This is a genomic window from Shewanella sp. GJ50-10, from assembly GCF_055808815.1.
Map to the genome: position 1 here is coordinate 3,205,607 of NZ_JBVVSS010000001.1, position 15,634 is coordinate 3,221,240.

General features: G+C 41.1%; 15 protein-coding genes. 6 read left to right on the forward strand and 9 right to left on the reverse strand.

The window, feature by feature from the left end:
• Positions 1–40 precede the first annotated feature (40 nt).
• The 8 genes from der to rlmN form a co-directional block, all read right to left on the reverse strand.
• Entirely contained in the window at positions 41–1,507 is a 1,467-nt protein-coding gene (gene der, locus AC0L4E_RS13525) for a ribosome biogenesis GTPase Der (RefSeq protein WP_473679607.1), read from the reverse strand.
• 79 nt (positions 1,508–1,586) lie between these two features.
• Positions 1,587–2,774, reverse strand: coding sequence for an outer membrane protein assembly factor BamB (bamB, locus tag AC0L4E_RS13530; protein WP_473679608.1), 1,188 nt, complete (start codon positions 2,772–2,774; stop codon positions 1,587–1,589).
• Between the two features lie 12 nt (positions 2,775–2,786).
• Positions 2,787–3,407, reverse strand: coding sequence for a tetratricopeptide repeat protein (locus AC0L4E_RS13535; protein ID WP_220753075.1), 621 nt, complete (start codon positions 3,405–3,407; stop codon positions 2,787–2,789).
• A gap of 49 nt (positions 3,408–3,456) precedes the next feature.
• Positions 3,457–4,731, reverse strand: a complete 1,275-nt coding sequence (gene hisS / locus AC0L4E_RS13540) for a histidine--tRNA ligase (protein WP_473679609.1) — start codon at positions 4,729–4,731, stop codon at positions 3,457–3,459.
• Between the two features lie 152 nt (positions 4,732–4,883).
• Positions 4,884–5,999 carry a flavodoxin-dependent (E)-4-hydroxy-3-methylbut-2-enyl-diphosphate synthase gene (gene ispG, locus AC0L4E_RS13545; protein ID WP_473679610.1) on the reverse strand — a complete coding sequence of 372 codons (1,116 nt, stop codon included), beginning with the start codon at positions 5,997–5,999 and terminating at the stop codon, positions 4,884–4,886.
• A 38-nt stretch (positions 6,000–6,037) separates the two neighbouring features.
• A complete protein-coding gene (locus tag AC0L4E_RS13550) occupies positions 6,038–7,054 on the reverse strand; it encodes a RodZ domain-containing protein (protein WP_473679611.1) in 1,017 nt (338 codons plus the stop codon).
• Positions 7,054–7,836, reverse strand: coding sequence for a type IV pilus biogenesis/stability protein PilW (gene pilW, locus AC0L4E_RS13555; protein ID WP_473679612.1), 783 nt, complete (start codon positions 7,834–7,836; stop codon positions 7,054–7,056). Before pilW ends, AC0L4E_RS13550 begins: the two co-directional genes overlap by 1 nt.
• 35 nt (positions 7,837–7,871) lie before the next feature.
• Positions 7,872–8,993 (reverse strand): dual-specificity RNA methyltransferase RlmN, encoded by a 1,122-nt coding sequence (rlmN, locus tag AC0L4E_RS13560; protein ID WP_220753080.1) that lies wholly within the window; start codon positions 8,991–8,993, stop codon positions 7,872–7,874.
• A 170-nt stretch (positions 8,994–9,163) separates the two neighbouring features.
• Here rlmN and AC0L4E_RS13565 point away from each other — a divergent pair, with 170 nt between their 5' ends.
• The 4 genes from AC0L4E_RS13565 to AC0L4E_RS13580 all read left to right on the forward strand — a co-directional run bounded on the left by AC0L4E_RS13565 (position 9,164) and on the right by AC0L4E_RS13580 (position 13,548).
• On the forward strand, positions 9,164–10,327 hold the full coding sequence (locus tag AC0L4E_RS13565) for a CNNM domain-containing protein (protein ID WP_473679613.1): 1,164 nt from the start codon (positions 9,164–9,166) through the stop codon (positions 10,325–10,327).
• Between the two features lie 186 nt (positions 10,328–10,513).
• On the forward strand, positions 10,514–12,313 hold the full coding sequence (locus AC0L4E_RS13570) for a bifunctional metallophosphatase/5'-nucleotidase (protein ID WP_473681658.1): 1,800 nt from the start codon (positions 10,514–10,516) through the stop codon (positions 12,311–12,313).
• Between the two features lie 250 nt (positions 12,314–12,563).
• The gene (locus AC0L4E_RS13575) at positions 12,564–12,866 is read left to right on the forward strand and encodes an NrfJ (protein WP_473679614.1); all 303 of its coding nucleotides are present in this window, start codon (positions 12,564–12,566) and stop codon (positions 12,864–12,866) included.
• A gap of 139 nt (positions 12,867–13,005) precedes the next feature.
• Entirely contained in the window at positions 13,006–13,548 is a 543-nt protein-coding gene (locus AC0L4E_RS13580; protein ID WP_473679615.1) for a GNAT family N-acetyltransferase, read from the forward strand.
• Positions 13,549–13,606: 58 nt separating this feature from the next.
• Here the strand turns inward: AC0L4E_RS13580 and AC0L4E_RS13585 are convergent, their stop codons facing one another.
• Positions 13,607–13,819 carry a DUF3820 family protein gene (locus tag AC0L4E_RS13585; RefSeq protein ID WP_473679616.1) on the reverse strand — a complete coding sequence of 71 codons (213 nt, stop codon included), beginning with the start codon at positions 13,817–13,819 and terminating at the stop codon, positions 13,607–13,609.
• A gap of 594 nt (positions 13,820–14,413) precedes the next feature.
• On the opposite strand from AC0L4E_RS13585, the gene AC0L4E_RS13590 reads away from it, so the two are divergent.
• Together AC0L4E_RS13590 and AC0L4E_RS13595 are read left to right on the forward strand one after the other, a co-directional pair.
• Complete coding sequence (locus AC0L4E_RS13590) at positions 14,414–15,160, forward strand: AAA family ATPase (protein ID WP_473679617.1); 747 nt, start codon at positions 14,414–14,416, stop codon at positions 15,158–15,160.
• Positions 15,120–15,521, forward strand: coding sequence for a CopG family transcriptional regulator (locus tag AC0L4E_RS13595; RefSeq protein ID WP_473679618.1), 402 nt, complete (start codon positions 15,120–15,122; stop codon positions 15,519–15,521). The genes AC0L4E_RS13590 and AC0L4E_RS13595 overlap by 41 nt, the downstream gene beginning before the upstream one ends.
• Positions 15,522–15,634: the final 113 nt, after the last annotated feature.

The window sequence follows — 15,634 nt, forward strand, 5'->3', positions numbered from 1 at the left end:
TTCAGGCTTTTTTATTATCTTAATAAACGCTGTCAGAAGATTACTTCTTGCGGCTATTGATATGGCTCATAGCACGTTTACGACGACGCTCTTGGCTAATCGTCAGTTTCTCAGTACGACCTTGGAATGGGTTCGCACCTTCTTGGAAACGAATTTGAATTGGCGTACCAATTACTTTTAATGAACGACGGAAATAGTTCATCATGTAGCGCTTGTATGAATCAGGTAACTTACTGACCTGATTACCATGCACAACAACGATTGGCGGGTTGTAACCTCCAGCATGGGCATATTTAAGCTTAACGCGGCGACCATGAACCAATGGAGGCTGATGATCATCTTGTGACATTTGCATAATACGAGTCAACATTGAAGTGCTTACGCGGCGCGTCGCACTGTCATACGCTTCTTCAATAGACTCGTATAAATGACCAACACCCGTACCATGCAATGCTGAAATAAAGTGAATGCGGGCAAAATCAATAAAGCCTAAGCGGCGATCAAGTTCGCTTTTAACACCTTCTTTAAATGACTGGTCTAAACCATCCCATTTGTTCACTGCAATCACAATTGCACGACCTGCGTTTAATGCAAAGCCTAATAAACCTAAGTCCTGCTCAGAAATACCATCTTGTGCATCGATAACCAGTAAAACAACATTGGCATCTTCTACAGCTTTAAGGGTTTTAATGACCGAGAATTTCTCGATAGTTTCATGTACTTTACTGCGGCGACGAACACCCGCAGTATCAATCAATACATATTCACGATCTTCGCGCGTCATTGGAATATAAATACTGTCACGAGTCGTACCTGGCGCATCATAAACCACCACACGTTCTTCACCTAGAATACGGTTAGTCAGTGTTGATTTACCTACGTTTGGTTTACCGATGATAGCCAATTTAATTGGTAAGCTTTGCAGACGCTCTTGTTCTGCTTCGGCTTCCTCTTCGGTGTACTCGCGTACTTCTTCACCTTCTTCATCTGAATCTTGGCGAGTAATACCCATTGCTTCAGCATAAGGTGCTAAAGAATATTCAATCATATTGGTCACGCCGCGGCCTTGCGCAGCTGCCATTTGATAAACTTCACCTAAACCCAGCGACCAAAACTCAGCACAAGCTGAATCAGCGTCAATACCATCAACTTTGTTGGCAACAACAAAGGTGGTTTTATCACGGCTACGTAAATGCTCTGAAATCGCAAGATCAGCAGAAGTTAAACCAGCACGAGCATCAGTTAAGAATAATACGACATCAGCTTCTTCAATCGCAGCAAGCGACTGTTCAGCCATTTTTGTTTCGATCCCTTCTTCAGTGCCATCGATACCACCAGTATCAACCACAATAAATTCGTAACCAGATAAAAACGCACGACCATATTTACGGTCACGAGTTAAACCAGGAAAATCGGCGACAAGCGCATCTCTTGTGCGAGTAAGACGGTTAAATAAAGTTGACTTACCAACATTAGGTCGCCCCACAAGGGCCACTACAGGGATCATGATTTTGCCTCTAAAAACTTTTAAATAAAAAGCCCCCGGAACACACTTCCAGGGGCTCTAATAAGGTTTACTGGTTAATTTATGGCAGGATTACAGTAGCTAGCTTCCCGCTGCGACCTTGCACATAAATTTTGTCTCCAGCCACAACCGGCTGCGAGAATAAACCATCACTATCAACCTCAACTCGACCAGCGACTTCGCCAGTGTTGCGATCGATAAAGTGTAGATAACCTTCAAAGTCACCTACCACAATATAAGAACCAATAACTGCAGGAGAAGTTAAACCACGGTTTGTTAACGTAGTATTACTCCAAAGTTCCAAACCATTACGTCTATCTACTGAGTAAATACGACTATGGTCATCAACGACATAAAGTCCAACACCTGCTGCGGCTAATTCATTAAAGCTTGAGTACTTACGTGTCCAAACAACACGACCTGTTCTTAGCTCCATTGACACCAAGTTACCATTGTAACTTACCGCGTATAAATTATCGCCCAAAATTAACGGTGTCATGTCCACATCGGCCATACGAGTAAACTCGTTACCGCCAGTTGGACTGAATACCGCTTGTTCCCAAGCCACTTGACCGTTGTTTTTAACGATAACTGATATTTTACCATCAGCTGTACCTAGGAAGAAACCACCTGAATCATATGCAGCTGAACCTGTACCACGCAGGGTCAAGTTTGGCAGTTGCATTTCGTGGGTCCATAACTTGCTGCCATCTTCAATTGAGAATGACTCAAAGTTACCGTCACTGGTATGCACAGCTACAGAATCTTCAGAAACTGTTGGTGGCGATAATAGCTCACCACTAGCAATAGCATGCCAAGCAACGTCACCTGTTTTGGCATCAAGTGCAACAAGCAAACCTGATTCACCACCAATAAAGACTTTATTACGGCCAACAGTTACGCCAGCTGCAATACGTGCTTCTTTGGTTTTAGCCAGCGCAGTATCTTTAAATTCTGACGCTAAGTCTTTACGCCAAGCGACCTTACTTGTTTCTTGATCGTAAGCAACAACAGTACCGTTACGGTCAGCAACATAGACATGACCATAGAAAACGGCTGGTTTAAGTTGTGAGTAATAGTCACCCACACCATTGCCTACACTGACGCTCCAATTTACTTCTGGAAATACTGTAGCTTGGATTTCAGTAAGTTCTGTTACAACTTCTTCTTCATTATCATTAGAAGAACAAGCAGATAGCAGCGCGACACTTAAGCCCGCTGCTAGCAAGGTTTTGCATAAAGACTTCATTCGGCTAATTCCTTATGCCTTGTTTAAATTGTCTAGCTTCATTTGTAGTGCAGGACTTGATAACGAGCCGCCATTGTCTACAGCTGCTTGGTATGCAGTTCTTGCCTTGTCCATGTCGCCTTGACGCACTAGGAAGTCACCTTTTAATTCGTCACGTTGTGCATTAAATGCTTCATCGCTAACTTGGTCTAAAGTTGCTAATGCTGTGCCTAAATTACCTTGCTCAGCTTGAACTCGAGATAAACGAATCGTCGCTAAAGAGCTAAGTGCTGCACCTGGGTTAGCTGCGATGATTTTAGTGAAAGCCGCTTCAGCTTTATCTAAATCACCCGCATCTACTGCAGCTTTTGCAGACATTAGCTCAAGCAGTGCTTGATAACCTTGTTGATCATGTTGCTGACCAAAATCGCTAACAGCAGCCATAACAGCTGTGCTGTCTGCGCTATTAGCGGCAATGCTTTGAAACGCTTCTGAAGCTGCTTCAGCATTTTCAATTTTCACGTCAGAATAATAATTCCAACCGTACAATCCACCTAGACCTACTACTGCACCTACAATGATAGAGCTGCCGTAATCTTTCCAGAACTGCTTAATAGCATCTACTTGTTGTTCTTCTGTGCTATAAATATCCACGCGCACTTCCCCTTTCTATTCAGTTCTGTTTATTAGCTATAAGCCAATATTAAAATAATGATTTAATCGTGGTCGCCAAATCGTCTCGGGCAACCAAAAGTTGTTCGTTCTTATTTCTCAATGGCTTAACTGCAACCTGTTGGTTTGCGATTTCGTTCTCACCAATGATTAATGCATACTCAGCGCCGCTTTTATCAGCACGTTTCATCTGCTTTTTAAAGTTACCGCCACCACAATGACTCATGACTTTAAGCTGTGGCAGGCTTTGACGCAACTCTTGAGCAATTTTAATTGCTTCAACTAAACAGTTTTCGCCCATTGCTGTGACATAAACATCAACAACAGGTGCAACGTCTTTGTTCAGTTCCAGGGTTTCAAGCAATAACACAATACGCTCAAGGCCCATTGCGAAACCCACAGCAGGAGTATCTTTACCCCCAAGCTGACCAACTAAACCGTCATAGCGACCGCCAGCTAATACAGTGCCTTGCGAACCTAAACTGTCAGTAACCCACTCGAAAACAGTGCGGTTATAATAATCTAAACCGCGAACAAGACGAGGATTAACTGTGTATTGGATGCCAACAGCGTCTAAGAGTTCACATAAGGTTGAAAAATGTGTTTTTGACTCTTCACCTAAGTACTCCATTAATGCTGGCGCATCGGCCAGTAATGCTTGAACTTGTGGTGATTTAGAGTCTAATACGCGCAGTGGGTTTGAGTACATGCGGCGCTGTGAATCTTCATCAAGCTGCTCTTTATGCTGCTCTAGAAACGCAATCAATGCATCACGGTAGGCTGCACGCTCAGCTGGATCGCCCAATGTATTAAGCTCTAACTTGACGTGTTCAGTAATCCCGAAAGATTCCCAGAGGCGCGCTGATAACATTAATACTTCAGCATCAATGTCTGCACTTGGAATACCATAAACTTCAACACCAAACTGGTGGAATTGACGGTAGCGGCCTTTTTGAGGACGTTCATGGCGGAACATTGGTCCCATGTACCATAAACGTTGTTCTTGGTTATACAGTAAGCCATGTTCGTTACCCGCACGAACAGTAGAAGCAGTACCTTCCGGACGTAAGGTTAAGCTGTCTTCATTGCGATCGGCAAAGGTATACATTTCTTTTTCAACGATATCGGTAACTTCACCGATAGAACGTTTGAAAAGATCTGTTGATTCAACGATCGGAGTACGGATTTCGCTATAGCCATATGCACTAACAGTAGAACGGATAACCCCTTCTACTTTTTGCCATACTGGGCTTTGCGTTGGCAGAATGTCGTTCATTCCGCGAATTGCTTGGATCTGTTTAGCCACGTTTTGCCTACTTGAGTTAACTTGCCTTGGTTTAACATTAATCGATTTGTTCGATTTAAAATCGATGACCGAGGGCTTAAATTAATCTACATGCCTTACACAAAAATACACCTACCATCGCTGGTAAGGTGTATTTATTGTCTAAAACAAACTTATTCTGTTGCGTCTTTAATATCGATTCTATTTTGCATTATCGCTGCTTTTGCACGAATTTTAGCTTCTAATGAATCCACTAAATCATTGTTATCAAAACGCTCTTTTTGACGTTTTCCGTCATCGTAATAACCACTTTTGCCATGGCTACCCGTTAAACCAATATCGGAAACTAGCGCTTCGCCAGGTCCATTTACGACACAACCAATGATAGAAACATCCATTGCTGTGGTGATATCTTCTAGGCGCATTTCAAGAGCATTAACCGTGTTGATTACATCAAACTCTTGGCGCGAACAAGAAGGACACGCAATGAAGTTAATGCCGCGGCTGCGAATACGCAGTGACTTTAAAATATCAAAGCCAACTTTAATTTCTTCAACTGGATCGGCTGCAAGTGAAATACGTAACGTATCACCAATACCTTCAGCCAGTAGCATCCCTAAACCGACGGCTGATTTAACTGAGCCAGCTCTAGCACCACCCGCTTCAGTGATCCCTAAATGCAGTGGCTGTTTAATTTGTTTTGCCAATAAACGGTAAGACTCAACCGCTAAGAAAACATCTGATGCTTTAACACTGACTTTAAACTGGTCAAAGTTAAGACGGTCTAAAATGTCCACATGACGCATGGCTGATTCAAGCAAAGCTTCTGGCGTTGGCTCATGGTATTTATCCATGAGATCTTTCTCTAAAGAACCGCCATTCACCCCAATACGGATTGGAATGTTTTTATCACGAGCACATTCAACCACACTACGAATACGTTCTTCGTTACCGATATTACCAGGGTTAATTCGCAAACAATCTACGCCGTATTCAGCCACTTTTAGTGCAATACGGTAATCAAAGTGAATATCAGCCACCAAAGGCACATTGACACTTTGTTTAATTATCTTAAATGCCTCAGCAGCATCCATCGTCGGCACAGAAACACGCACAATATCCGCGCCCACTTTTTCAAGTGCACGAATTTGCGCCACTGTTGCTTCTACATCAGTCGTTTTAGTGTTCGTCATTGATTGAACAGCTATCGGGGCACCATCACCGATAGGCACATCGCCAACATAAATACGACTTGAAGGACGGCGAATAATAGGAGATTCGTTATACATAATCTATTGCTCTACTGCTTACTTAGTTACAGCTAACATTACACTCTTGGTAAGGTTAACCTAGCCACACGGCCTTCTGAGAAGTCAGCTAAGCTGACATCTTCACCATTAAATTGAATCTTCACGACTTGCGGTGCGCCTAAAATAAGTTTAAATGGCGCAACACCTTTAGCTTCAACGACTCGACTAGAACCTTTAACGCCATCAACTAAAGTTTTACCAGTTGCATCAACTACGTTAACCCAGCAGTCGGCGGTAAAACTCATCGATATTGCATCATTAGCTGCTAATGACTCAGCTGTATTTTGCGCTGCATCAGTGTTTACTAGATCAGTACTAGTAACGTCTGTGTTAGCAACTAATGCACTAGCAGACTGCAGTGTATCAACCGCAGGTTCTACGCTTTGCGTTGCATCATTAGCCAAGCCTAAGGCTGCTTGTGTATCAGCATTTGCTCCCGATGCAGTCTCTACAGGCATTTGTGATGGTTCTATATAGGCCATATTCGGATCGATTTCTGGCTCTAATAAATCTTCTGTTTGACTGACTGCAGGTACATTGGCTGCAGCAACTTCTTCAGCTGTCGGTTTAGACAAATCTATACCGCTGAGCAAAGAGTCCTTTTGCACCCACCAAACAACTAACAAGGCTAATAAAGCTAAAATGATTAGGTAAGTTACTATCGTTAAACGACTATCACGAGCATCACGAGTCGTTTTACGAGAAAAACTTTGCATTGCAGCAGTTTCGTCAGGTAGTTGTTGAGCTAAACATTGTTGTAGGGCTTCAACATCAGCCTCTACATATTTAGCATAGTTTTTAGCGTAGCCTCGGGCATATGTTGCCGACGAGATATTATCAAAAATATCATTTTCAATATCTTCGATGACGCTAGGACGCAAGTGCAACTGAGTTGCAACCGCATCGACTGATAAGCCTTTTGCTTCACGCGCTGTACGTAACAGCATACCAGCAGTTGATACTTCTTCTAGTAACTCAGTTTGCTCAGCGTCATTCCCATCTATCTGGGAAGTCTCATTGTTATTATTTGTCATTAATGCAAAGTAGCCCTATATTCTTTCGCTTGCTCAGAGGCTGGATATTTGGCTATTAAAGTAATGCCATAGCGCTGAAGCGCTTCATAATCCGCCAACTCACGCGATATTTTAATTCCTAAAGCTAAACTTTCAGGCGTTTGCTGTGCCACTCGATGAAAACGCTGTAGGTTTGATTTAGCCGCATCATAATCATTTTCAGCGATAGCTAAATCAATCAGCTCCATCAATGTGGACTGTCGTCTTGGATCGTAACGTAATGCACTTTCAAAATACTGTTTGGCCTTTTCAGACTCGCCATTCGAAAGACTACACACTCCTAAGTTTTCGTAGCTTGATGCCGTGCGGGTGTATTCTTTGGCATTAATCGCATTTTTAAACATCACTTCAGCTTGACTGTATTTCTCTTGTTGGCATAAAAACACCCCAAAGTTATTCATCGCATCACCAGTAGCATCACTGGTGTTAATGGCTTTGCGATAAGATTCTTCTGCGCGTTCAACATCATCAACAGTTTGATAGTAATAAGCCATAGCTGTATGCACTGCACTTAACTGCGGTGCATACTCAACTGCACGATTCAAATTAAACTTTGCCTGTTCCATGTTGCCACGATTCAAGTAGGTCAAACCCAGCTGCATTCTCTCTTTTGCAGCTGAGGTTTTATCCAATGTCCTTTCAGAAACTGGAATATCCGTACCACTATACGTTCTTTCGGTAACACAACCCACTAAAGGTAATGATATGGCAACAATAATTAAAAGTTTCGGCAATCCGTGCATGCTTCTTACGCCTATTAATCTATACAAACAAACAGTTAATCCATTGTGACCGAAATAGCATTGTCTTGCATGCGTTTTTTCGCTAATCGTTTAGTTCGATCACGAATATCACCCGCTAATTGACCGCAAGCAGCATCAATGTCGTCACCACGGGTTTTACGCACAATCACGGTTAACCCATATTCCATTAATACTTTCGAAAAACGGTCAATTCTAGAGTTAGAAGAGCGACCATATGGCGAACCAGGATAAGGGTTAAATGGAATTAAGTTAATTTTACATGGAGTTTCTTTCATCAACTTAGCCAGCTCATGTGCTTGGTCTGTGCTGTCGTTGATATGATCGAGCATTACATATTCTACGGTCACGCGGCCACGGTTAGCGTTTGATTTAGCTAAATAGCGACGGATACCTGCAAGGAATTCTTGTAATGGATATTTTTTATTAACTGGTACTAATACATCACGTAGTTCATCGTTTGGTGCATGTATACTGACTGCAAGTGCGACATCTAATGCATCGCCGAGTTTATCAAGCGCAGGTACCACACCTGAGGTTGATAATGTTACGCGACGCTTTGATAAGCTAAAACCGAAATCATCTAGCATGATATCCATTGCAGGAATCACGTTAGCTAAGTTAAGTAACGGCTCACCCATTCCCATCATCACGACATTAGTGATTGGACGGTCGCCAGTATCTTTTTGGAAACCTAAAAATTGTGATACACGCCAGATTTGGCCAACAATTTCAGATACCGTTAAGTTACGGTTGAAGCCTTGCTGCGCTGTTGAGCAGAAAGTACATTCCAATGCACAGCCTACTTGAGATGATACACATAAGGTCGCGCGGTCTTCTTCTGGGATGTAAACGGTTTCTACTTCTTGGCCTTGGCCCACGTTAATCGCGAACTTAATGGTGCCATCTTCAGACTTTTGGAAGTTTGAGATTTCTGGCGCAACCACTTCACACTTACGAGCTAATTTAGCGCGCAATGCTTTGTTAATGTTGTTCATTTCTTCGAAGTCGCTAACACCAAAGTGATAAAGCCATTTCATCAATTGATCGGCTCTGAATGGTTTTTCGCCCATTTCGGTGAATAACGCTCTCATTGCCTTACGATCAAGATCCAATAAATTGATCTTTTTCTCACTCATGTTGTCTAACCTCAAAAAAACCTAAAACCTGCTAGCGGGCGGCGAATTATACAGATCCTTACAAAATTTGGCCAGTGAACTCGCATTAAAGCTTTGATACTTTCGTTACTATTGCTAAAATTTATGTGGACTAATATTGGTCTGCCATATGGAGGTGTAATTCCACCTTTATGATAACTCTTATCATTATAGTATTTATCGCTATTACAATCTCATTTCTTTGTAGTGTATTTGAAGCGGTACTGCTGTCTGTTACCCCTAGTTATATTGCCAATTTGGCAAAAACTAACCCGAAAGCTGCTGAGCGGCTTGATAAACAGAAACAAAATGTGGAATCACCACTGGTTTCTATTCTGACATTAAATACCATAGCCCATACTGTTGGTGCTGCTGTTGCAGGTGCACAAGCTGCAAAAGTTTTTGGTGATGAAATGCTCGGTGTATTCTCCGGTGTGCTTACCTTCTTAATTTTATTCTTTTCTGAAATCATCCCTAAAACATTAGGTGCAAATTACTGGCGTTCACTCGCAGCACCTGTGTCATTGATTTTGGTTTGGATGGAAAGGCTCACCAAGCCGCTAATTTGGATGTCATCTCAAGTGACCAAATTAATGGGCAAAGGTGACGAAGGCCAATATATTCGCCAAGAAATGAGTGCAATGGCTGAGATAGGCCTACGTTCAGGCGAGCTAGACAAGCAAGAGTCAGCTATTTTGACCCAAATGCTGTCAGTAAAAGAAATGCCAGTATCTGCAATCATGACCCCAAGAACGGTTATGTTTAAACTGCCATTACATTTATCTCAAGGTGAGTTTGTACAACAGTATTTGGCTAAGCCTTTTACCCGTATTCCGGTTTATGAAGACGACCCGGATAACATTATCGGCTACGTCAACCGTAACAATATCATTCAAGCAGAACGCTATACGCCTAAAGAGTCTATCGGTGTATTGAAAAAGAACCTGCTAGTGATCCCTGAAACGGCGAAAATCTTACCAATATTCGAATTAATGATTAAGCGCAATACTAAAATTGCCATGATTGTTGATGAGTATGGTTCTGGTGAGGGTATTGTTACTTTAGAAGACATTGTTGAATCGTTACTTGGTTTAGAAATTGTCGACTCAAACGACCCTGTTACCGATATGCAGCAGCTGGCTCGCAAGTTATGGAGCACACGCATGAAACATAAAGGTATCGTATTGTCAGATGATGGTGAGTTCTCTAAACGAGAAAGCATGGGCAATAATGAAAGCTTAAATGGCAAACCCAAAATTCAAGTTGCCAGTACTCAAGCTGCCTCAAAACCTGCTAGTGATACGTCAATAGACTGAATATCAGAGTTTATTGAAGTAGAGCATGTTGAAGTTAAGTAACCATCAAATAAAAGGGAGCATTGCTCCCTTTTTTGACTAAAAATAGTTTTAAAAGCGTAAATAACAGGTGCAATCTGACGCTGCCATAATTGTCACCTAACAAGGGAACTTTTAACTGTTTACCTTGTAAATACAGAGGAAATGATGCCTAAAAATTACCCGCTTTCGCTCGCTCATATCAATGACACGCATTCAAATTTCGAGCCCAGCAAAATTCAATTTAACTTGACTGTTGATGGTCAACAATTTCAAGCAGAAACCAAAACCGGTGGTTATGCTCGCCTCAGTTATCAAATCGAAGTTGCCAGAACAAAAGCCCAAAACACAGACCAAGCATTCATGTTTCTTCACGGCGGTGACAGCTTTCAAGGCACTTTATATTTTCGCGAATTTCAAGGCGCAGCCAATGCGCATTTATTAAATATGCTCAAACCTGACGCCATGGTGTTGGGTAATCATGAAATTGATGCCGGTAACAGCCCAGTTTTAGCCTTTTTAAATCGAATTGAATTCCCGCTATTGGCCGGCAATATGGATTTAACAGAAGAGCTATTAGATAAGGAAGGACGCTTAAAAGATCATCCGATGCTACTGGATTATGATAACGAACAGCAATGTGCCAAGGTTTTGCTAAAACCTTTTTATGATAAGCAAATCGCCATTGTCGGCATTACTCTTGACCAAATGCCGCTAATCGCTCGGCCAGATCCTGATACTCATTTCATTAATGCCATCGAAACGACTAAAAACACAGTCGACAAGCTTAAAAAGCAAGGCATTAACCATATTATTATCCTCAGTCATCTTGGCCTTGACCAAGACAGAGAGCTAGCAGAAAAAGTTGACGGTATCAGTATTATTGTCGGCGGTCACTCGCACACCTTGCAAGGTAGCTTTAGCGATTTAGGCTTAAGCCACACGGATTACGCAGAAACCATTAACAACACGCCGATTATTCACGCCAGTAAATACGCCGAAGTATTGGGACTTGCCGACATTGAATTTGATGAGCAAGGACGTTGCACGGCAATCAATGGCAATAACTACTTTATGCTTGATGAACAGGTTGAAGTATCCTACTTGCCATCAAGCAAAGAAAGCACAAGCTCGAATACACCAGAATCTAAAAATGCCTCACCATTAATAACAGCTGAGCCAATAATAACTGCTGAACAAATATCAACAGTAATCGCAACATTAAAAGCGCACCCTGGTGTGTTAGGCAGTGAGGCTTGCGCTGAAGTGCACCAAACGATTATGCGCGATTACCGCCCTGCACTTAACGCACTAGAAGAGCAAGTACTGGCCCATATTCCACGAGATTTAATCCACACCCGTTTACCAAGTAAGCACTTTCCTCATGGCAGCGAAATTGCCCCATGGGTGTGTCGTAGCATGTACAAAGCGACCAAATTGTCTGAACCAGAATTAGACTTCGCTTTACATAATGCTGGCGGCGTTAGGCAGTCGCTTAATAAAGGAAACTTATCAGTTGCAGATGTACTCGGTCGGATATTGCCATTCGAGCTGCCATTAGTTAAATATCAAATCCAAGGTAAGTATTTATACCAAGTGCTGGAATCTGCGATTAACTCAGCAACGAATAATGGCGTGACAGGTACTGGTGCAGGTAGCTTCCCTTATGCTTATGGCATACGCTACTTTTATGATGGCAAGCTTGCAATGAACCATCGCATCACACTCATTGAAGAGTTTCAGCAAGGTGAATGGCGTGAAATCGATACAGAGAAGCTTTATATAGGTGTATCCAGTGCATATACCGCGGCAGGTAAAGAAGGCTACGACGCACTGCTAAAAGCCCATTGGCAACAAGATTTGAATACCATGACCTTACCTGAAGCATTTGTAGACTTTGTATCTCAGCACGGCAACTTAATTGAAAACCCATTACAACCCAATGTGTACTACGTCAGTCACAGGTAACGCGAATTAGGCGATAAATTGTCTCAATGTCAGTTATCACCTACCAACAATTATCACTGGCTAAACAATTATCAAAAACAAAACCCTATACATTAGTTAAGGTTAATATTATTTATGATAATGTAGTATTCACAAATCTGCAGCTGATCACAGACCCTGTGCTGGCTTCATGATTTAATGCTGTATCTTTATGTGGATTCATGACTTGAATCATTGCAAATATTAGCCTAATCAAATAGGAAACGATTTCATGAAAGCAAAATTAATCAAATTAGCAGCTGCAGCAACATTAGCGTTAGGCGTATCTTCAGCTTGGGCTGCTGGTATTATGCACCAAGGTGAAGTTCTAGAAACAATGAACAGCGGTGGCTACACTTACGTACAAGTTAAAGCTGAAGATAAAACTTTCTGGGCAGCAGGTCCTCAAGTTGAAATCACTAAAGGCGATACTGTTAGCATGAATGAGCAAATGTGGATGAACGATTTCACAAGCAGCACGCTAAACAAAACCTTTGATGAGTTATTATTTGTAGGCAAAATCGAGAAAAAATAACTCGCTTTAGTTTCAGATAAATCGATAATCGGCTAATTTTTATTAGCCGATTTTTTTTGGGGTTAACTTTTGAGTCGAATATTTTGATTTGAACTCATACTTAGGCTTAATATCGTTTGAAATAAGATTAGCATTTTCAATGAAATCTCAAAACATGAAAAATAATGATATCTCCATTATTCCTTTTGCACCAAAATTCGCCCTACCAGTAAGCCTACTGGTTCATCAATGTGTTCAACACATTGACCATCCTCGATACAGTAAGCAGCAATTAAATGCTTGGTCTAGCGCACCTCGTTCCAAAAGGCATTGGCTACAACGACTGCAACGCAGTCAAAGCTGGCTACTTGTCAGCAAAACTCAACAGGATGAAACACAGGAACAAACACTGGAGGTAATTGGACTGATCAATGTCGAGACTCATTTTCACAGCCGAGGGTATATAGACAGTTTATATATTTTGCCTTCATTACAACGCCAAGGCTTTGCTGAAAAACTCTACCTAACACTTGAAACTTGGGCCCTGAGCCAAGGTTACTCATCTTTAAGTGTCGATGCATCATACTTATCAAAGGGCTTTTTTCTGAAACAAAATTTTAAGCAGATCCAGCCGAGTTACCAAATAACCAAAAACCAAGTTATTAACGGGTTCTATATGACTAAGGAGTTAGATAGACCTTAAATAAACATTTCGCTTATTAACTCGTCATGTAATTCAGCCACTAGCTGTTTAACCAGTATTACTTTTTCAATAAAGGCTGCAGCATTTCTTCTAAGCCGTTTAACTTCACTTCATACATCAAAGCTAACTGCTCACCTAACTTCCCTTCTGGAAAGCCTTTACCATGAAACCAAACTAAATATGGCTCTGGCAATTCTAGCAGTTTTCTTCCCGCATACTTTCCAAAAGGCATTCTTTGATTAATTGCCTCTAACAGTAGAGCTTCATTCATAAATTAGTCATCCCACAATTTTTCTCAAGCTGGTGCAAAATAATCTAAAAATACAATAATCACAGCTCAATTATTTAGTGATGGATTTTTACAGTAAAGGGATACCTAATCAAGCTTACTGTGATAATTCACTTTCGATTGCACTTTATTATACAAATCTCAGTATATCGTTTAGGAATATCAATAAGCTTTATAATACTATTTAGCTATGAATTTGAAAGACGGCTAACTAGTCGAGAAGCATTAACTGATGACTGAAATATTAGCGTCAATGTTTTTACGCCTTAAGTTACTCATAATTAAAGGGTTGAACTAATAAGTTTTGCTAAAAACTTAATCAGTCAAAAAAACGCCTCACTCATGCATTTGTCAAAAATACATGAACAAGTCAAAAGGACTTTAACGTCAAATTACCGCCAATTGACCTGTTACAACTCTCCACATAAAGTTAATAACATTAAAGCTAAATGTTGCCGATAAATAGTATTTTTAAATACTTCTGCTGCACCATTTTGTTTGATTTGTATATGGCTGAGTATAACAACAACGAGTGTTTATAAAGTCGTTCTCGTTGTCCCATCAGGAGAAGTAAAGATGATCATATTAGTCGGTGGAGAAAAAGGTGGGAGTGGTAAAAGCTGTCTCGCACAAAACGTTGCTGTTTTTCTCGCAAAAGACGCCAAGTCAAGCATCATCATGGTTGATTGTGACCCACAAAGAACAACATCAGACTGGATCCAAGCAAGAAATAATAATCCTGAACTGCCTGCCATCAATTGCGTGCAGTTATATGGAAAGATCCGAAATGATTTACTCAGCCTTGAGCAACATTATGACTATGTCATCGTCGATTGTGGTGGCCAAGATAACTTAGCTTTACGTGCCACACTGTCAGTTGCCTCCCATGCATTAATGCCTTTACGTCCTAAACGTCGCGATTTAAAAACCGTGGAACATATGGATGACATCATCGCGACTTGTAAGATGATAAACCCAAAAATGAAAGCTTCATTTGTCATCACTCAATGCCCAAGTTTACCAAATCAAGCGGGTAGAATTTTTGAAGCCAAAGAAGTGTGCAATACCTTTGATATCAATGTACTTGAGTCAATAACTTACAGCCGTAACATTTACGATGACAGTGAAGAATCAGGTTTATCTGTTATTGAAATAGACCCTAGCGGAAAAGCGGCTAACGAAATTCGCAATATTGCATGTGAATTGCTGGAAGTTAAAAATGCACAGCAACTTATCCAACAACGTAATGAAGCCGGTAATGTTACGCAGCTGAGGGGGACTTATGGGGCTAGCAGATCTCAAGAAAAACGTTACGCCATGTAAATCTCAATTTTCACCGCAAATGTCGGTTGATGATTTTATTGAAGCGGCAAATTTATACGCTATGGGTAAACAGCCCAATAATAGAATTCAAGACGATTCTAATAAACAAGCAATGGAGCAACTATTGGCATTAACACAAGCCAATGACCCATTAAATGAAACACCGCACTTAACTGGTAAACCGCAGCCTTTTAGAAGGGCAACCTTTACATTAAGTGAGGCAGCTATAGAGCAACTTACGGCACTAAGTTTAAGCAGTCATAGTGCAAAATCGAAACTGATAAGGCAACTTATCCAACAGCACTTTTTATTATCCGAAAAAGAACAGCGGGCAATAGAAAGTGGAATAAAAATAAAGTAAAGAATTACCATTAGTTATTAGATAGCGTACAAGAAAAACAATAATCCCTCCCTCCTCTTTGACTGGCATCAACGTACGTTGTTTGCCAGTTTTTTTATAACAAATAAATTATA